General features: G+C 72.7%; 15 protein-coding genes. 7 read left to right on the forward strand and 8 right to left on the reverse strand.

What is annotated here, in order from left to right:
* Positions 1–66 precede the first annotated feature (66 nt).
* The 6 genes from IF00_RS0100195 to IF00_RS0100220 all read left to right on the forward strand — a co-directional run bounded on the left by IF00_RS0100195 (position 67) and on the right by IF00_RS0100220 (position 9,373).
* On the forward strand, positions 67–1,164 hold the full coding sequence (locus tag IF00_RS0100195; protein WP_030312923.1) for a LacI family DNA-binding transcriptional regulator: 1,098 nt from the start codon (positions 67–69) through the stop codon (positions 1,162–1,164).
* Between the two features lie 213 nt (positions 1,165–1,377).
* Positions 1,378–2,745 (forward strand): M60 family metallopeptidase, encoded by a 1,368-nt coding sequence (locus tag IF00_RS0100200; RefSeq protein ID WP_030312924.1) that lies wholly within the window; start codon positions 1,378–1,380, stop codon positions 2,743–2,745.
* A gap of 60 nt (positions 2,746–2,805) precedes the next feature.
* Complete coding sequence (locus tag IF00_RS0100205) at positions 2,806–5,262, forward strand: polysaccharide lyase 8 family protein (RefSeq protein WP_030312925.1); 2,457 nt, start codon at positions 2,806–2,808, stop codon at positions 5,260–5,262.
* Positions 5,263–5,288: 26 nt separating this feature from the next.
* A complete protein-coding gene (locus tag IF00_RS0100210; protein WP_051819575.1) occupies positions 5,289–7,226 on the forward strand; it encodes a DUF2264 domain-containing protein in 1,938 nt (645 codons plus the stop codon).
* Between the two features lie 655 nt (positions 7,227–7,881).
* Positions 7,882–8,850 carry a hypothetical protein gene (locus tag IF00_RS0100215; RefSeq protein ID WP_051819579.1) on the forward strand — a complete coding sequence of 323 codons (969 nt, stop codon included), beginning with the start codon at positions 7,882–7,884 and terminating at the stop codon, positions 8,848–8,850.
* A gap of 130 nt (positions 8,851–8,980) precedes the next feature.
* Positions 8,981–9,373 carry a hypothetical protein gene (locus tag IF00_RS0100220; protein ID WP_030312928.1) on the forward strand — a complete coding sequence of 131 codons (393 nt, stop codon included), beginning with the start codon at positions 8,981–8,983 and terminating at the stop codon, positions 9,371–9,373.
* Positions 9,374–9,382: 9 nt separating this feature from the next.
* Here IF00_RS0100220 and IF00_RS0100225 read toward each other — a convergent pair whose 3' ends face one another.
* From IF00_RS0100225 to IF00_RS0100260, 7 genes are all read right to left on the reverse strand, one after another.
* Positions 9,383–10,594: an MFS transporter gene (locus IF00_RS0100225; protein WP_030312929.1), complete on the reverse strand. Its 1,212-nt coding sequence runs from the start codon at positions 10,592–10,594 to the stop codon at positions 9,383–9,385.
* 265 nt (positions 10,595–10,859) lie between these two features.
* Positions 10,860–11,591: a hypothetical protein gene (locus tag IF00_RS46345; RefSeq protein ID WP_051819580.1), complete on the reverse strand. Its 732-nt coding sequence runs from the start codon at positions 11,589–11,591 to the stop codon at positions 10,860–10,862.
* Between the two features lie 4 nt (positions 11,592–11,595).
* On the reverse strand, positions 11,596–12,177 hold the full coding sequence (locus IF00_RS0100240) for an RNA polymerase sigma factor (RefSeq protein ID WP_030312932.1): 582 nt from the start codon (positions 12,175–12,177) through the stop codon (positions 11,596–11,598).
* Positions 12,178–12,256: 79 nt separating this feature from the next.
* A complete protein-coding gene (locus IF00_RS0100245) occupies positions 12,257–12,733 on the reverse strand; it encodes a hypothetical protein (RefSeq protein WP_030312933.1) in 477 nt (158 codons plus the stop codon).
* Positions 12,734–13,098: 365 nt separating this feature from the next.
* A complete protein-coding gene (locus IF00_RS0100250; RefSeq protein WP_078944470.1) occupies positions 13,099–14,016 on the reverse strand; it encodes a DUF1684 domain-containing protein in 918 nt (305 codons plus the stop codon).
* Between the two features lie 414 nt (positions 14,017–14,430).
* On the reverse strand, positions 14,431–15,498 hold the full coding sequence (locus IF00_RS0100255) for a chitinase (RefSeq protein ID WP_030312935.1): 1,068 nt from the start codon (positions 15,496–15,498) through the stop codon (positions 14,431–14,433).
* A gap of 135 nt (positions 15,499–15,633) precedes the next feature.
* Positions 15,634–16,770 carry a S1 family peptidase gene (locus IF00_RS0100260; protein WP_030312936.1) on the reverse strand — a complete coding sequence of 379 codons (1,137 nt, stop codon included), beginning with the start codon at positions 16,768–16,770 and terminating at the stop codon, positions 15,634–15,636.
* Between the two features lie 251 nt (positions 16,771–17,021).
* Here IF00_RS0100260 and IF00_RS0100265 point away from each other — a divergent pair, with 251 nt between their 5' ends.
* Positions 17,022–17,930, forward strand: coding sequence for an adenosine kinase (locus tag IF00_RS0100265; protein ID WP_030312937.1), 909 nt, complete (start codon positions 17,022–17,024; stop codon positions 17,928–17,930).
* A 73-nt stretch (positions 17,931–18,003) separates the two neighbouring features.
* Here the strand turns inward: IF00_RS0100265 and IF00_RS0100270 are convergent, their stop codons facing one another.
* Entirely contained in the window at positions 18,004–18,888 is an 885-nt protein-coding gene (locus tag IF00_RS0100270; protein WP_030312938.1) for a geranyl diphosphate 2-C-methyltransferase, read from the reverse strand.
* Positions 18,889–18,893 lie beyond the last annotated feature (5 nt).

Below are 18,893 nucleotides of genomic sequence, written 5' to 3' on the forward strand. Positions count from 1 at the left end.
GCCTCCCGGCGGGGGCCGGAGAGCGGCCCGCGCAGTGACGACCAGACACTCCAGGGGGAGGACCGGATGTCCCGGCAGGAATCGACGGCGGCCGGACAGCGCCGCGCGACGGTCGTGGACGTGGCCCGCCTCGCGGGGGTGTCCACGGCGACCGTGTCCCGGGTGATGAACCGCAACTACCCCGTCGCGGCCGCCACACGCGAGCGCGTGGAGGCCGCCATGCGGGGCCTCGGCTATGTGGTCAACGCGCACGCGCGCGCCCTCGCCGGCGTCTCGGGCCGCACGGTGGGCATCATCATCAGCGATGTCGTGGACCCCTTCTACGCCTACATCGCGCGCGGCGTGGAACGCGAGGCGGCGGCGGGCGACCGGCTCTGCCTGGTCTGCACGACCCAGGGCGACCCGCAGCGCGAACTCGCCTTCATCGAGCTCATGCACGAGCGGCGCGCCGACGCCGTGATCCTCGTCGGCGGCAGCGTCGCCGATCGCACCTACCGGGCGGAACTCGCCCGCCGCGCCCACGACCTGGACGCCGGAGGCTCCAAGCTGGTCCTGTGCGGCCGGCCCTCCCTCGGTGAGGACGTGCCCACGGTCGGCGTGGAGTACGACAACGAGGGCGGCGCCTTCGCGATCACCGACCATCTGCTCACCCAGGGGCACGAGAGGATCCTCTACCTCGGCGGCCCTCCCGGCCTGTCCACCACCCGGGACCGCATCGCCGGGCACCGTCGCGCCCTGGAGCTCCGCGGGGTCGCCCACGACCCGGACCTGGTGCAGCCGGGCGCGTTCAGCCGGGCCTTCGGCTACCGCCGGATGAACGAACTCCTGCGGGAGGGGCTGCGGTTCACGGCAGTCTTCGCCGCGAACGACATCGTCGCCGCAGGCGCCGCCCAGGCGCTCGAAGAGGCCGGGATCGGAGTGCCGCAGGACGTCTCGCTCGTCGGGTACGACGACGTGCCCGTGGCGCAGGAACTGCGACCGCGTCTCACGACCGTGCACGTGCCGCTGGAGGAACTGGGGCGGCAGGCCGTGCGCGTCGCCGTCGACGGGGGCGACGAGGACGACTGGCGGGCGCCGACGACCGGCACCCTGCGCCTCGGGACCCATATCGTCGTGCGCGACTCGGTCGCACCGCCGCGCGCAGCGAAACGCCGCCGATCCTGAACGATTTCGCGTGCACGAGGGCCTGTTGACGCAGTAACGGACAGAAACACGCCCTGACCCCTTGCGGACCGACAGCAAACGCTTACATGCTGACGCGCAGCTCCCCGAGCCTCGCACCGTGCAGCTCGCGCCTCGTTCCGAGCCGAGCTCAGGGCTGCCTCCGGGATGCGCACCCCGCCTTCTGCACCTCCTCGCCCCCAGGAGATGACACCGATGCAGATCCCCCCGCTGTCCCCGCTCCCCTCCTCCCCCTCCTCCTCACGCGTGTCCGCCCCGTCCCGTCGTGCGGTCCTCGCCACGATGACCGCGGCCGGTGCCGCGCTCGCCGTCGGTTCGGGGACGGCCCGGGCCGACGCGCACAGCGGCCCGACGGTCGCGCTCACGGCACGCCCCTCCGCCGAGGCCGAGCGACTGCGCCTCGCGTCCGCCCTCCGGGCGAGCGAGTTCCAGCCCACCGGCCGGTACGCCCCCGCGAACACCCCGCTGCGGTGCACGGTCCTCCCCTTCGACGGTCTGGTGCCGACGCTGTGGATCGGCCGGTGGGACTACTACGGCACGGTCAAGGAGCCCCGCCCGTACCCGCTCAAGCCCGGCAGCAACACCGTGACCGATCCGCACGGCGGACCGATGTACTTCACTCTGGAGGGAGACGGCGAACGGGCCGGCGTGCGGTTCGGGGAGGGCTCCCGACCGATCCCCGTATTCACCCTCGGTCGCACAACGGAGACGGCGTTCCAGCACCGGCTCGACACCCTCACCGACGTGCCGGTGGTCGAACTCCACGGTCCGCGCACCCTCGTCACGCTGACCCGCGACGGCGCCCTCCTCCACCGGGGCGAGGACCACGCGGCCCTGCTGTCGCTCCTCGAAGAGATCGTCCAGGCCGAACAGGACATCAGCGGCCTCGACGGTTCCTCGCCGCTGCACCGCCCGAAGTCCGGCCGCTTCCACTTCACCGAGGTGTCGGTGGTCCCCGCCGGGGTCGGCGCCTTCGCCACCCACGGCTACAACGGCTTCCCGCGCGCCTACCTGGACCGGGCCACCACCGTCCAGGGCCTGCGCACCCGCGGATGGGGCCTGTACCACGAACTCGGCCACACCCACCAGCAGATGGCCTACAAGCCGACCGGCCTCACCGAGGTCACCGTGAACATCTACTCCCTCGCGGTCCAGCGCGCGCTCGGGCAGACGTCCAACCTCCTCCTCCCGGACGCCAAGACCGGTCTCGCCCCCTTCCAGTCGGCCCTCCCCAAGCTCGGCGGAGCCGGCCTCGTCTACGAGAAGTCCTTCGGGGCGTACGAGAAGCTGGTCCCGCTGCGCCAGCTGGAACTCGCGTTCGGCGCCGACTTCTGGCCCCGGATGCACCGGCTGGTCCGCGAGGAGAACCCCGCGTCGGACTACACGGAGACCGCGAAGCGGTACCGCCACCTCGCCCTCTACGCCAGCCGGACGGCAGGCCGCGACCTCACCGACTTCTTCGTGAACCGGTGGGCCTTCCCCATCGACGCGCAGGGCCTCACGGAACTCGCGGCGCTCGGCCTGCCGCAGCCGGCCGTCGATCCGTCGGCCCTCACCGACTGACGCTCCCCTCCCCTCCCCTCCCCCGCACTCATCGGCCGATCAGCAGGAGGCGCACCGGTCATGGCTCTCCCCAGACGACAGATGCTCGCACTCGCCGGTGCCACGCCGGTTCTCTCCTTCCTTCCCGGCACCGCCGCGGCGGCGACGCCGCCCGCCGAGGGCGCCGGACCCGGACCCGCCTCGGCCGGGGACGCCGCCGATCCGTACGACTCCCTCCTCGCCCGGGCCGAACAGGAGCTCACCGGCGGCGCCTTCGACCCGGCGGACCCGGACTTCGCCGCCGCGCTCGCCGCCCTGGAGGCCGAGGCCACCACCTGGTGGGAGCGGCTCGACACCACGCAGGGCCGGAAGGCGCTCTGGGCCGACCTCTCCCCGGCCTCCGACCCCGGCATGTTCGGCCAGAGCTATCCGCGGCTGCGCACGATCGCGACCGCCTGGGCGACCCCCGGCACCACGCTTACCGGCCGCGGGGACGTGCTCGACACCCTCCTGGAGGGGTTGCGGTTCCTGGGTACGGTCGGCTACCACCCGGGGCGTGCCGAGACCGGCAACTGGTGGTTCTGGGAGATCGGTGCGCCCCGCGCGCTGATGGACACCTGTGTGCTGCTGCGCGCCCACCTGCCGCCGGCCGACCTCGCCGCGTACGTCGCCGCCGTGGCACGGTTCTGCCCGAGCCCCGATCGCCGTACGAACAGCCCCTCCCTGGCCGAGACCGGCGCCAACCGCGCCGACAAGGCCGTCATCGTGGCGCTGCGGGGCCTCCTCGCCCGGGACCCCGCCGCGCCGGCCCTCGCCCGCGACGGTCTCTCCGACGTACGGGACGGCGGGCGCAACAGTCTCTTCCGGTACGTCACGTCCGGGGACGGGTTCTACGAGGACGGGTCGTTCGTCCAGCACGGCAGCGTCGCCTACACGGGGACGTACGGCAGTGTCCTCCTCGGCGGTGCGGGCCAGCTCATCGCGCTCCTCGCCGGTTCGGAGTGGGCGGTGTCGGATCCCGCGGTGACCGTGCTGTACGAGGCGGTGGAGCGGTCGTTCGCCCCGGTGGTCTTCGACGGGGTGATGATGGACGCCGTCCGTGGCCGGGCGGTGTCGCGCGAGCGGTCCCGGGACCACCACGACGGGGCGGCCACCGTCGGCCGCGTCCTCCAGCTCGCCGCGGGGGCGCCGGCCGGCCACGCCGAGCGATGGCGCTCTCTCGCGAAGGGCTGGATCCTCCGCAACGAGGCGACGCCCTACAAGGGACTCGTGGGCATTCCGGCGCTCGCGCGCGCCAAGGCCGTCCTCGACGATCCTTCGGTGCGACCGGCCGAGCGGCCGACGGGGCACGTGGTCCTCGCCGACATGGACCGGGTCGTGCACCGGAGGCCGGGCTGGGCCTGCGCGCTGTCCCTGTCGTCGCGGCGCATCGCCGCGTACGAGGCGGGCAACGGCGAGAACCTGCACGGCTGGTACACCGGTGACGGCATGACCTATCTGTACGACGGCGACGACCCTTCGGCCTTCGGTGACGGTTTCTGGCCGACCGTCGACCCGTACCGCCTCCCCGGTACGACCGTGGACACCCGCGTCCGCGCGGATCTCGGGACGAGCCCCGGCACGAGCACCTACCGGCCCACGAACGCCGTGGCGGGCGGTGCCGCGCTCGACGGCCGGTTCGGCGCGTCGGCCATGGAACTGGCGGCCCAGGGCAGCACACTGCGGGCCCGGAAGGCGTGGTTCTTCCTCGACAACGCCGTCGTGGCGCTGGGCGCGGACATCACGGCGAGCGACGGCCGGACCGTCGAGACCGTCGTCGAGAACCGGAACCTGCACGCCGACGGACGGCAGCGCTTCACCGTCGACGGGCGCAGGCAGCCCGACGAACAGGGCTGGCGGGCCGACCTCTCGGGCGCCCGCTGGGCGCATCTGGAGGGCTTCGGCGGCTTCGTGTTCCCCGGACCGCCCCGTGGTGAAGCCGCCCCGACGGGTTCGCTGAACGCGCTCCGCGAGGAACGCACCGGCACCTGGCGTGCGCTCAACACCGGCGCGGACACCGGCGGCGGCAGCACTCCCGTCACCCGTCGCTACCTCACCCTCTGGTTCGACCACGGCCCCTCCCCCTCGTCCGGGTCCTACTCCTACGTCCTGCTCCCCGGCGCGAGCGCCGTCGCGACCGGTGTGCAGTCGCTCTCCCGCCCTGTCGTCGTGGTCGCCAACAACGCCACCGCGCAGGCCGTCGAGGCCCGTCGGCACGGTCTGCTCGCCGCGCACTTCTGGCAGGCCGGACACGCGGGCGGCCTGTACTCGTCGGGCCCCGGCACCGTGCTGGTGCGCCGCACCGGGCGTCATGTGTCGGTGGCGGTCGCCGACCCCGGGCGCACGGGAACGGAGCTCACCGTCGAACTCCCCTTCCGCGTCCGCCGCGTGGTCCGCGCCGACGACACGGTGACCGTCGCACCGGGCGGCCGCACCGTGCTCACGGTCCGGGTCGGCGGATCGCGGGGCCACAGCCACACGGCCGACCTGGTCCAGTGACCGTCCGACCCCCGCAAGGAGCCCTCGTGTCCCCGTCCCGGCCCGCGCCCCCGCCCGGCTCCCCGCCCGCCCCCCATCTGCGCCTGCCGCCGACCGACCGCGTCCTGTCCCCCCGTACCGGCTGGACGCGGGCCCACTGGGAGGCACTCGCCGACCGGCAGCTGGAGGCCCTCGTCCCGTACGCCACCCCCGGGTTCGCGCAGTACCGCCTGCCGGGGCGCACCAGCTGGTCGGGCGTCGTCTCGGACGGCCTCGAAGGGTACGCACGCTCATTCCTGCTCGCCTCCTTCCGGATCGCCGGCGCGGACGGAAAGGTCGACCCGCACCTCATCGAAAGGTATACGCAGGGTCTGACAACGGGCACCCTGCGTGACGGGCCCGAAGCCTGGCCGGTGCTCACCGACTGCTCGCAGCAGATGGTGGAGGCGGCCTCCGTCGCCATCGGTCTGCACGAGACGCGCCCGTGGATCTGGGACACGCTCGACACCGCGGTCCAGGAACGGGTGGTCGAGTGGCTCTCGGGCTTCGTGGGGGCCCGCACCTGGGACAACAACTGGCGTCTCTTCCAGGTGGTGTCGGAGCAGTTCCTCGCCTCCGTCGGCGCGCCGCACAGCCGGCAGGACATCGAAGGCGGCCTGGAGAGGATCGAGGACTGGTACATCGGCGACGGCTGGTACAGCGACGGGGACGGCCGCAACTTCGACTACTACATCGGCTGGGCCATGCACCTGTACCCGCTGCTGTGGGCCCGGATGGCCGGGCCGGACGGGGACGGCGGCCGGGGCGCGGTCTACCGGGAGCGGCTGGCCCTGTTCCTCTCCACGTACCCGGAGTTCTTCGGCGCCGACGGGGCGCCCGTCCACCAGGGGCGTTCCCTGACGTACCGGTTCGCCGCGACGAGCCCGGTCTGGCTCGGCGCCCTCGCCGACTGCACTCCGCTGGCCCCCGGTCTCACCCGGCGCCTCGCGTCGGGGACGGCGCGGCACTTCGTGGAGCGCGGTGTGCCGGACGAGCGGGGGCTGCTGCCGCTGGGGTGGTACGGCACCCATCTGCCGACGACCCAGCCGTACTCGGGACCGGCGTCCCCGTACTGGGCGAGCAAGGCCTTCCTCGGTCTCCTGCTGCCCGCGGACCATCCCGTGTGGACGGAGCGCGAGCAGCCCCTTCCGGTGGAGGAGGGCACGCGGTACACGGCGCTGCCCGCCCCCGGCTGGCTGCTCCACGGCACCCCGCACGACGGCGTCGTCCGGCTCGTCAACCACGGCAGCGACCACAATCCGCCCGACGGTCCCGGCGAGGACGACCCGCACTACACGAAGTTCGCCTACTCGACGGCCACGGCACCGGAGTCGGCCGCCTCCGCGTGGGCGCGCACGGTGGACGGCCATCTGGCGCTGCTCGCGACGGACGGCACGCCGTCCCGGCGGAGCCGCATCGTTCCGGTGTCCTGCGCGGGTCGCCGGGCCTCGTCCCGCCACACGGCACGACTCCCCGGGTACGAGGAGGAGTTCCCCGTTGAGTCGACGAGTCTCCTGCACGGCCCCTGGGAGATCCGCGTGCACCGGGTGCGTCCCCCCGAGGGGGTACGGGTGCGCGAGGGCGGCTACGCGGTCGCGGACGTCGCCCCGCCGCAGGTCCGCAGGGGCCCGGGCTGGGCGCTCGCGCGCACGGAGGCGGGGCTCACGAGCGCGGTGGTGGGACTCCACGGCTGGGACGAGGAGGGCGAGATCGCCCGGGAGGTCGCGGCCAACGCGTTCGGACCGCACTCGGCGACTCCGTACCTCCTGGCCTCCGGTCCATTCGCCCCCGGGCACCCCGTACGCGCGCGCGTGCAGGTGACGCTGGTGGTCCTGACCCGGGACGCCGTGCACCCCGAGGCCCTGCGCGCGGCGATCCACTGCGAGCGGGGGGACGACGACCGGATCCGGATCACGTTCCCGGACGGCGAGGTCCTGACGGCCTGAGGGCGCCGCGCATCCGACAGCACGTGTGTGGCACGACTTCGACAGCACGCCTCTGGAGGAGAGATGAAACGACGGTTCGCCCCCCTGTCCTCGGTGAGAGCCTGGGCCGCGCCGGCCGCCCTTCTGGCGCTGGTCTCCGTGTTCTCGTACACGCCGGCGACCGCGGCGCCGACTCGACATGCGCAAGCGACCCAAGCGGCACGACCGTCGGTACAGGCGCAGCAGGCACAACCGCTCAAGAGCAAGTACCGTGCGGACGCCGGACTGGGCGACTGTCTTCGCACCTTCGCCGGCAACGACACGGTCCAGGTCGGCTCCTGCACCCCCGCAGCGGGCGAGTACACCTCCATGCGTCAGTGGGAGGCCGTCGACCAGGGCAACGGATACGTCCTGGTCAAGAACAGGTACCGCACGGACGCCGCCCTCGGCGACTGCCTCCGCACCTTCAGCGGGAACGACACCGTCCAGGCCGGCTCCTGCACCCCCGCAGCGGGCGAGTACACCGGATACGTGCTCCTCACGAACAAGTACCGCACGGACGCCGCCCTCGGCGACTGCCTCCGCACCTTCAGCGGGAACGACACCGTCCAGGCCGGCTCCTGCACCCCCGCAGCGGGCGAGTACACTCTTCGCGACGGGCTGGCCGACCCGCCCGGTGACCGGTCAGAAGCGTGCGCTGGTGATGGCCACCCACTGGAACGACGCGACGCCGGTCGATCCCGCGCCCGTCGAGCAGGCGACCCTCGGGGCCGGTGCTCCGTCCCTCCGGACGTATCTCCAGGAGGTGTCCGGCGGATCGCTCTCCCTCACGGGCGACATGCTGACCGGCGTGGACCTGGGAGCGCGGCCGGCGGGCTGCGAGTCGGCGGCGATCCTGAGCGCCGCGCGGGCCGCAGCGCGGGCACGGGGCGTCGAGCCGGACACGTACGACTACCTCTTCGTCGACATCTCCCGCCACTCCGCGTGTGCCTGGGAGGGGCTCGCCGCCCTGCCCGGCAACTGGATCCTCTCCAACGGCGTGGGGCACAAGACGTGGATGTGGACCCATGAGTTCGGCCACTCCTCGGGCTTCCAGCACTCCGACACGCTCAAGGCCTGCCCGGCCGCGGGCAGCGTCACGACCGTGAGCGGGGCGTGCACGGTCTCCGGCGGTGACGACCCGACCGACACCATGGGCGGCGGTGGCATGCACCTCTACCCGGCCGACTACCGGCAGTTCGCCGGCTGGGTGCCGGAATCGCAGGTGCCGCGCGTGACCGCCACCGGGAGCTACCAGCTGGGCGTGCTGGGAGTGAGCGGCACGCAGGAGTTCCGAGTGGCCCGCCCCGACGGCGGCTTCCTGTCGCTCGAATACCGGCGGGCCACACCGCCCTACGACGACTACACCGCGACCGATCCCCTGGTCAACGGCGTGATCGTCCGTATCGTGACCCTGGGCGGCACGGTGAGGAACCGGCTCGTGGACGCCACCCCGGGCACCTCGACCACCGACGACGCCCCGCTGGCGGCGGGCAGGACGCTGGTGGACGAGGACGCCGGCACGGCCGTCACGGTGTGCTCGGTGGGCGCCGAGGGCGCGGACCTGCGCATCGCGGTGGGCGGCACGACACCTCCCGCCTGCTGATCCCGCGCAGTCGCGGTCGGCGGCGAGCCCCTGTCCGTCCGCACCGGAACGGCCCGGGACAATGGCGTCCCCGGGCCGTTCCGCGGACGAACGCGGGCGTGGCCCGGCCGAGCGGAGAGACGAAGGACCGATGACGCTGAAAGTGGGCCGGCGCGTACAGCTGGCGGTGGAACTCACCCTGACGGGCCAGGTGGCCCGGGCCGGGGAATCCACGACGGAGCCGGCCGCCGTCGTGGGCCTCCTGGCCCTGGCGGCGGGTACCGAGGGCACCGTCGAAGAGGTGGACGACGACCGCCGGGAGAGCAAGGAGGTCCGCGAGTACGCGCGGCTCAAGTCGCTCCTCGACGACTTCGGCCACCAGATGCCGCCGGGGAGCAGGGCGCAGCTGGAGGAGCAGGTCGCCGCCCTGGAACCGGCGTGGATCGCGTACCAGGAGGCGGAGATCCCGGTGCGGGTGCGCGTCCGGCTCGACAACGGATTCGTCCTCCGCGACACGGCGGGGGACGTCTTCGTCGCCGTCTGACAGCGCCGGTCACGGTCCCTTCGCCGGCACCGGCCGCCGGATCAGATACGCGGCGGCGGAGGCGACGAGCACCAGCATGCAGGCGATGAAGACCAGCCCGGCCCCCTCCAGGCCCAGCGGATCGGCCAGCAGTCCCACGCCGATCACGGGGATCGAGATGCCGGTGTACGCGACCACGAACAGCGTCGAGATCACCGCCGCGCGCCGGTCCGGCGGCGCCGCGGCGGCGACGGATGCCAGGGCCGCACGGAACGCGAGGCCCTGGCCCACACCGCCGACCACGGCGGACAGGACGACCAGCGCCAGAAGGTCCGTGTACAGCGCCGCACCGAGGAGGAGAAGGCCGCCGAAGAGCACCGCGCAGCCCAGCGGCAGCGAGCGCGCCACCCCGACGCGGTCGACGGCCAGTTGCCCGGCGGTGGAGGCGAAGAAGGCGAGGGCCACGATCAGGCCGCTCACGGCGTGGTTGTCGACGTGCAGGTACCGGGCGAGGAACGCGGGGCTCACCGAGGTGAACACCCCGAAGAGGGCGAACCCCACGAACGAGGCGATCGCCGCCGGCACGAACACGGCCCGTACCTGCGGCGGCAGCGCGGGACGCTGCGGCCGTACGGAGGCCGGTCCGCGCCGTTCCCGTACGGTCTCGGGGAGCCACAGCAGGACGCCGACCGAGACCGCCACCAGACCGAGGTGCACGGCGAACGGCAGGACCAGGGGGTCGGGGGCGTACTCCGCGAGGAGTCCGGCGAGCAGCGGCCCGCACCCGAGCCCTCCCATGTTGGCGGCCGTGGCCACGAGCGTCGCCCGTGACCCACCGCCGCGCGGGGCGAGCTCCATGACGTACGCGGTGGCGGCGCCGGTGAAGAGACCGGCCGAGAGACCGGAGAGGAGCCGGCCCGCGTACAGCCAGCCCAGGGCGTCGGCGAGCAGGAAACAGACGGCGCTCGCCGCCGCGAATCCCAGGCCGCAGAGAAGGGTCGGGCGTCTGCCGACGGTGTCCGACGCGTTGCCCGCCAGGAGGAGTACGCCGATGACCCCGAAGGCGTACACGGCGTAGACGACGGTCACCGTCAGCTCGGAGAACCCGAACTTCTCCTGGTAGAGGGGATAGAGCGGGGTCGGCAGTGTCGTGCCGGCCATGCACACGACGAACACGGCTCCGGCGAGCAGACACCGCAGCCAGCCCTGGCGCTCGCCCCGCGCCCCAGGGTCGCCCTCCATGCCACGATCGCCTCTCACATCGCGATCGTGCTCCACGCCCGGGTCACCTTCCATGCAGCGGACCGTATCCCCGTCGACCGCCGACCCGGGGGCGCGAACTGCGGCAATCGCATGGACGTCACCCGGTCGACGAGGTCCGCGCGCGACGGCGCGTGCGGGTGGACCGGCGCCTCCCCCGCACGGCGGAGCGGGTCGGCCATCGCCAATGATTCCGCGGCGCATCTGCCTTACGAGGGGGGAGCCATGTCAAGGGGGCGCCGGAGCGTCAGGGCCTGTCCCGGCCGGGGTCGTTCCTCGGCCCCTTCTTCGGTGCGTCGGTCCGCGCGTCGTCCCACGGAGGCTTCGGGCCCTTCTCCCGATCGTTCCCGTGTCCGTTCACGGGGCCGTACCCGTTCCCCTGCCCCTTCCTCAGTCCGTTCCCGAGTCCCTTCCTCAGGCCGTTGTCCGACCCCTTCCCCTCTCCGCGCTCCCCGGCCGTTCTCTGGTCCGGGTGCGAGGCCGGGCGCGTGGCCGGGCTCAGGGACAGGGGTGCGGACGTCACGCCCGGCAGGGTCGTCGCACCGGCCGCCGGCACGGTGGTCCCGCCGAGCGTGGGCACGGGGGTCGTCGGGACGGGCGTCGGTTCGTCCGCGAACGGACTGGGCAGGTCCACGGCGGCGATGGCCACTCCGCCCAGCGTCACGCTGGCGAGGGCCGCGGCGAGGGCCGTTCTCAGGGAGCGCCGGCGAAGCCGCCGCGCGGCGCCGGGAGTCCAGTCGTCGCGGCGGCGTGTCCGGCGCGCACGCCCGGGGACGTGCAGGCCGGCGTCCCGCGCGGCCCGGAAGGCGGCTCGGGCGCTCGCTTCCGCCTCCCCGACCGCTTGCCCGGCCGACCCGCCCGCAGCGACGCCGCCCGTCACGACCCCGCTCGCGGCGGCCGTGTCCGCCGCCTCCCGGTCGTCGCGCAGCGCGGACCGCAGAGACCGCTCCAGACCCTCGTACCGATGCTCCTCGGGCATCCCATCACCTCCCGGTTCCCCTGAGTTCCCGCGCCAGTCGATTCAATCCGCGGTGTGCGGCGGACCGTACCGCACCGGGGCGTTTGCCCAGAACCCGGGCGGCCGTCGGCCCGTCGAGGCCGACGACGACCCGGAGCAGCACGGCTTCGGCCTGCTCGTGCGGCAGGCCCATGACCAGCGCGAGGGCCTGCTCCGTGGAGAGGGCCTCCAGGGCGTCCCCCGCCGTGTCGGCGGCGGCGGGCAGTTCGAGCACGTCTTGTTCGAGCAGGGCCGGCCGGGGACGGGACCGTACTCTCCGCAGATGGTCGAGTGCCCGGTGCCGGGCTATGGTCGCGGTCCAGCCGCGGAAGCCCACGCCGTCGCCGCGGAACCGGCCGAGGTCGCGGGCGATCTCCAGCCAGGCCTCGGAGGCCACGTCCTCGGCGTCCTCGCCGACCATGCCCCTCAGGTAGCCGAGGAGCCCCGGATAGACGGTCCGGTACGCGTACGCGAAGGCCTCCTCGTCGCCCTCCTGCGCCCGTGCGACGGCCGAGCCGAGTTCGGAATCGCGCGCCGTGGTGGGCGTACGCCCCGTCCCCTCGTCCACACGATCCTCTTCACAACCGGTACGTTCACGAACCTCCGGTTGCCACCGTGTACCGGAAGGCAGTCATCCTGTCAGACCGTCAGCACAGGCCCGCCGCCAGGCCGTCCGGCGACCGGACCGGCCGTCTGCGGGTGCGTGGCGGCCGCCGCCCGTGCAGGGTGAGGAAGTAGGTCTGAAGGGATTCCTGCGGTCCGATCTCGAAGCGGTTCACGGTCCGTCCGAGGGGATTCCACACCCGGCCGTCCGGCATCCGCGACCCCACTGGGTGGGCGAAGACGGACCGGAGCAGGTGGTCCGCAGGGATGTCGACCCAGACCGCGCCCGCCTCGCGCACCAGCACCTCGCCGACGTAGGCGCCTATGCCGATCAGGGGCCCGGCCATGTCCTCCCGTCCGGCGCCGCCCTGCCGCAGTCCGTCGATGAGCCGGTCGACGACGCGCAGACTCGCCGCGGTGTAGTCGAGCGGAAGCCGTGCCCTCGCGGTGGCACGCCCCACGAACTCGGCTGCGTGACGCCGCATGTCGGCCGCGGACAGCGTCAGGTTTTCGCGGTCCATACGTGATCACCCTTCCCTTCGAAGCGGCGTGATTCGCCGGATGATCAAGCGGAAGCCGGCCGGGAAACATCACGGAGGGCGCGCGTGACGCTGATCACACACGGTCGGGAAGAACGGCCGGTCGGCGCGGCGTCGGTCCGCGTCTCCGGCATCCCGCGCCCCGCACGTCGCCCACCTGGCGAGCCGTCACTTCCCGGACCGTCGCCTTCCGGTGCCGCCCCCCGTCCGGACGTCAGTCAGTCCCCGTCCGGCGCAGGAGGCGGCCCACGAGCTCCCCCGGGCGCCGGTACCCGGTCGGCAGCGGGCGGGACCCGGCCGGGGTGACGACGCCGGACCGGCAGGGCCTGGATTCCCGGGCCGAGTTCCTACGGGGCGACCGGGCGGCGCTCGTGCGGGATCTTCTCCCCGGCCTCGACCGCGACGGGCAGCCGGTTCTCGGCCGGCGGCAGCGGGCAGGTCGCGAAGTCGGTGTACGCGCAGGGGAGGTTGGTGGCGCGATTGAAGTCGAGCACGACCTCTCCGTCGGGGCCCGGCGCGTCGATCCGCAGGTTGCGATTGGCCGCGTACGTGGTGACGCCCGAGGTCGCGTCGGTGAAGAGCACCGTGAAGCCACCGGGAGTGTATCCGTTGAAGGCGGTCAGGCTCAGTTCCCGGCCGTCGAGGCGGAAGGTGATCCGGCCGGGTGCGTCGTAGACGTGCCGGAGCCCCTCGACGGAGGCGCCGACGGTGGTCGGCCGCGGCTCGGCGAAGGGGACGTAGCGGCCGGTGACGACCCAGCGCGGATCGGGCGCGTACGCGGGTGTCCCGGCGAACGCGACCCGCAGCGGGTGTCCGGGGCGCCTGGGCCGGACGATGTGGTGGCCGCCGCGCTTGGCGACCTCGATCACGGTGTCTCCCCAGACGGCGTCGACGCCGCCGCGCTCCGGGATGACGCCGAAGTCGTGCCGTCCGCGGACGACCGCGCCGTCGACGACGAGTTCGGTCCCCTCGTCGAGTGCGACGGTGACGCCTTCGGGTCCGGTCGACCAGAGCCCGGGAGCGTCGGGAACGCGCTGCGGCTCGTCGGTGAGCCAGTGCAGGCCGGTGATGGCGAGGAAGCCGTGCTCGGAGGCGAGCCGGGCGTCCTTGTCCCGGTGCCACTCCTCCCACTCGGCGGTGAAGGCCTTCACTCCGGAGTCGGAGTCCGCGTCGAAGTCGGAGTCGGCCCAGGTCGCGGCCTCGGTCTCGGGAACGGGAACGGGAACGGGAACGGGAACGGAACCGGGGACGTCGTGGGTGGTCATGGGTCCTCCTGATGTCGTCTGCGCATCGGATGCGGGGCTTGCACCGGGAGGCCGCTCGCGCCGGCCCGCGCCGACGGGCCCGAAGGGCACGTCGGAGGGGACGCTCGGTGGTGTGACGGGGGCACGGTGGTCGCGCGGGCGACGGCCGGCTGCCGGGACGAGGGCCTCGGGGTCAGCCGGAACAGGACGTGGTCGTGACGCGCACGTAGTCCACGTGTCGGCGCGTCACGAGCAGGGTCATACGGCCAGCAAAGCACAACTGCCGTGCTCCGGACCAGTGATCCGAGGTTGTGGATCACCGGTCCGGCGCACGGCACGCGCCGGTCGGGCCGGTCCCGACAGGAACTGCCGGACAGGGCCTGGGGGTGTCTCGTCGATCACACCGCGAGCCCGGCCTGATCGGCAGGACACTCCCTAGCGGCGCTGGAGGGCCTTCACGTTGTCGCCGAACGTCCAGCCTTTGGACCCGTCCCAGTTCGCCGACCACGTCATGAGGCCCTTGAGCGCCCCGCCGTAGTGGTTCCACGCCTGCGCGACGAGCGACGGCGCCATGTGACCACCGCCCGCGCCCGGCTGCGCGGGGAGGCCGGGTACCTGCTTGTCGTACGGCACCCGGATGGTGGTGCCCTGGATCACGAGGCCTCGGTTCAGACAGTCGGTCTGCGCGACGAACCCGGCGACGGTGCCCGCCGAGTAGGAGTCGCCGGAGCACCCGTACATGCTGCCGTTGTAGTACTGCATGTTGAGCCACCACAGGCGCCCGTTGTCGGCGTACTTCTTGACGATCGGCAGGTAGGCGCCCCAGATCGAGCCGTAGGCGACGCTGCCACCGGTGACGTACGCGGTCTCCGGCGCCATCGTCAGTCCGAACCCGGCGGGCATGCGGGCGAGGACGCCGTCGATGATGTGCACCAGGTTGGCCTGCGACGCGGAAAGGGTGCCGATGCTGCCGCTGCCGACCAGGCCGGTCTCGATGTCGATGTCGATCCCGTCGAAGTTGTACGTCTTCAGGATGGGCACGATGGTCGCGATGAACCGGTCGGCGACGGCACGGGAGTTGAGGTCGATGCCCGCGGCGGCTCCGCCGATGGACATGAGGAGCGTCGCCCCCGCCGCCTTGGCGTTGCACATCTGCGCCGGGGTGGAGACCCGGACGGTGCTGTCCATGCCGTCCTCCCACAGCACCGTTCCGTCCGAACGGATCACGGGGAAGGCGGCGTTGATGACGTTGTAACCGTGTGCGGCGAAGCGCGGGTCGTCGATGGGTGCCCAACCGAAGGGCGGGTGGACGCCGTTGGCCGCGCCGTCCCAGTTCTCCCAGTAGCCCTGGAGCACCTTGCCGGCGGGCTTCTGCTTGAGGGCGCAGGTGTCGGCCGCCGGGGCGGAGGGGGCGGCGACGGCGACGGGGGCCGCGAGGGTGGCGGCTGCGAGCAGGGTGGCGAGACCTGCTCCGAGGAGACGAGCGATCCGGGGCGCTGGCATGCGTGCTCCTGGGGACGTGGGGGATGGTCCTAGGTGTGGCGCGCGCTCCAGCAGACCGTAAGTTGGTCCAGACCATTCGTCAACCACCCTCGCGGGTAAGGCTGTTGTCTGCGTCGATGGTCCCCCGTCAGCCCGTCACGCCGTGTGCAGCGTGAGGCCGTACCGACTGAGGATCTCGTTCACGGGCTGGAACCAGGTCTCTCCGCCGGTCGAGCAGTTGCCCCAGCCGCCGGACGTGACACCCTGCGCCTGGTCGCCGCTGATGAACGCGCCGCCGGAGTCACCGCCCTCCGCGCACACACTGGTCTTCGTCATCTGGTACACCGCGCCCTGGCTGTAGTTCACGGTCTCGTTCTTGGCCAGGACGCTGCCACAGTGCCACTTGGTCGTGGAACCGGAGCGGCAGATCGACGCGCCGACCGGCGCCTCGGCGGAGCCCTTGACGAGCCGGTCCGGTATCGCACCCCAGCCGAGCACCACGGGCACCGTCCACCAGCCGCTGTGAATGCTCACGTACGCGTAGTCGTTCCCGGGGAACGAGGAGCCCTGGAAGGTGCCCATCGCGGATCCGTCCCAGCCCCGCACCGCCGCTCCGGCCCCGCCGCAGTGCCCGGCGGTGACGAAGCCGCCGTGCACGGAGAAGCCGATGGAACAGCGGACGTTGCCGGTGTAGTAGGGGTCGCCGCCGACGGTTCCGGCGGCGTACGTACGAGGCACATTCGCGGTTTCGGCGACGGTGACGGGTCCGGCGTCACGGGCCCGCTCGACGAAGGCCCGTACGGCGGGGGCGTTCCGTTCGGCGCGGACGACGGTGACGACGACGCTGTTGGAGCGGGGGTCGACGTGCCAGCCGGCGACACCGCTCGGAGCGGGCCGGGCGTCGAGCCGCGCCTTGGCCCGGTCGAGCGCGCCGGCGCTGTGCCGGACGAGCCGGGTGTCGGCGCCGAGCGCCTTGACCTCGGCCTCCTCGTCGCGGTCGGTGAGGGCCACGACGAGCCGTCCGGTGCCGGCGTCGAACCAGGAGCCGCCGTACGAACCACCGGCGGCCTTCTTGGCCTCGGACTCGACGCGGGCCGCCGCGCGTTCGGCCGCCAGCCGTTCCTCGGCCTGCTGTGCGGTGAGCCCGAGGTCCTGGCGCATGGCGTCGAGAAGTCCCGGCGAGGTGGCGGGCGCGGTGGGGACGGCGCTCGCGGGCATCGCCTGGGCGGCGCCGAGTCCGACGGTGAGCAGCAGGGCCGCGGCGGCGGCACGCAGGGCGGACGTACGTTTCACAGGAGCCTCCTAGTGGGGGGAGCAGGCACTGAGAGCGCTCTCAGTGCGAGCGCGGAAGCCACCGTAGCGACAGTCCACTTGTCAGGTCCAGACCACGACCGGACATTCGAACCCGGAGGGCGACGGGACCGAATCTCCGCAATCCCTTTCCGCAAAGCCCTGCAAGATCTTGCCGACGGGTGCCGCGGACTGCTTGACTCACCAGCGATCAGGGGCAGTTGAGCCGCCCCGCGCGCACGAGAGGAATTCTGATGAGCAGTCGGTACGACGTCCTCGTCCTGGGCGGTTCGGGCGTCGACACGATCGTGTACGTGCCCGAGCTCCCCCTCCCGTACGCCGACAGTTACATGATCCGGCCGGGCATCGAGACCCGCGCCGGGCAGACCGGCGACTTCGTCGCCCTCGGCCTGAGCTCACTGGGCCTGCGGACGCACCACATCGACATGATCGGCGACGACCCCTCGGGCGACCTCGTCCGGGCGTTCCACCGCGACCGGGGCATCGGGTTCACCGAAGTGCCCCTGCCCGGCGGGACGAAGCGGGCCGTCAACCTCGTCGGACCCGACGGCCGCCGGCTCTCGCTCTACGACGACAGCCGCTCGCGGGAGTCCGACCGGCTGCCCGCGGAGCTGCTCCGGCCCCTGGCCTCGGCGAGCAGGCACGCCCATGTCTCGATCACGCACCCCTGCGCCTTCGCCCTTCCGCTGCTGCGCGAGGCGGGCCTCACCCTCTCCACGGATCTGCACGACTGGGACGGCGAGAACCCGTATCACGAGCCCTTCGCCTACGGCGCGGACATCGTCTTCGTCTCGGCCACGGCCCTCACGGACAAGGAGCGGACCATGCGCCGCATCCTGGAGCGGGGCCGGGCAGAGGTCGTGATCGCCACCGCGGGGGCCGAGGGCGCCTCCCTGCTGACCGCCGACGGGCTCGTCCACGTGCCCGCCGTCACACCCCGCGATCCGGTGGTCGACTCCAACGGCGCGGGCGACGCCTTCGCCGCCGGCTTCCTCTTCGGCCGACTGACCGGCGAGGACCTCGACCGGTGCGCGCTCTACGGTGCGGTGGCGGGCGCCTACGCGTGCACCGTGCCGGCCACCGGGAGCGACGCCATCGACCGCGCGCGGCTGCTCGACGAGGTCGCCGCGGCGCGGGGCTGAGCGGGAACGCCCGGAAGGGCCCGGTCCGCAGCGCGACGGACCGGGCCCTTCGGCCCACACGGGATCAGGCGGATCAGACCCGGTCGGCCGCGATCAGGACGTACTGGAACGAGCCGTCCTTGTAGGAGTTGATGAACGCCTCCTCGATGCCGGTGACGAGGGACGACGTGGCGCGCAGCTCCCAGTACGGCAGGGTGTCGGGCGTCAGGTCGATGACGGCCTGCGGGACGAGGCGGTTGTCGGCCATCGCGCGCAGGTACTCACGGCGGGAGTGGATGTTGCACTCGAAGTGCGCGTTGATCTGGGAGACCCACTTCGAGGGCTGGCCGTACCGCGGGTTCCAGCAGCCGGTGATGGTCACGTAACGCCCGCCCACCTTGAGGAAGCGGGAGTGCTCGGCGAAGAGGTCGTCGAGGTCGACGTACATGCTCGACTCGTTGTTCCACGAGGCGGCGATGCTGCCCTTCTCGAACGGGGTGTCCAGCATGTTGCAGACCTGGGCATGGACGTGGTCGTCGATGCCCAGCTCCTTCGCGCGCTTGTTGCCGAAGTCGGCCTGCGTGGAGGAAAGGGTGACGCCCTCGACCTTGCAGCCGAAGCGCTGGTGGGCCATGACACTCGAACCGCCGCGGCCGCAGCCGGCGTCCACGAGCGTGTCGTCCCGCCCGATGACTCCGAGGTTGTCCAGGAGGACCTCGGTCTGCGCGGACTCCAGCCGGTGCAGTTCGCTGATCAGCTTCTTCTCGTACGCGCTGTCCTCGCTGTCCCCGAGGGCGGCGTGGTCGACGGCGCCGATGCCGTAGTGGTGGTGGTAGAGCCCGTCGACGTCGCCCAGACGCAGGTTGACGGGCCTGGCCTCGTCGTTCCAGTAACGGGCGATGTCACCCTGGTACGGCGTCGCCGGGGACGGGACGAACGCGGAGGTGCCGTTGACAGTGGTGAACTCGGTGCTGGTCACAGATA

The organism is Streptomyces flavochromogenes (genome assembly GCF_000717595.1).
Taxonomy (GTDB): domain Bacteria; phylum Actinomycetota; class Actinomycetes; order Streptomycetales; family Streptomycetaceae; genus Streptomyces; species Streptomyces flavochromogenes.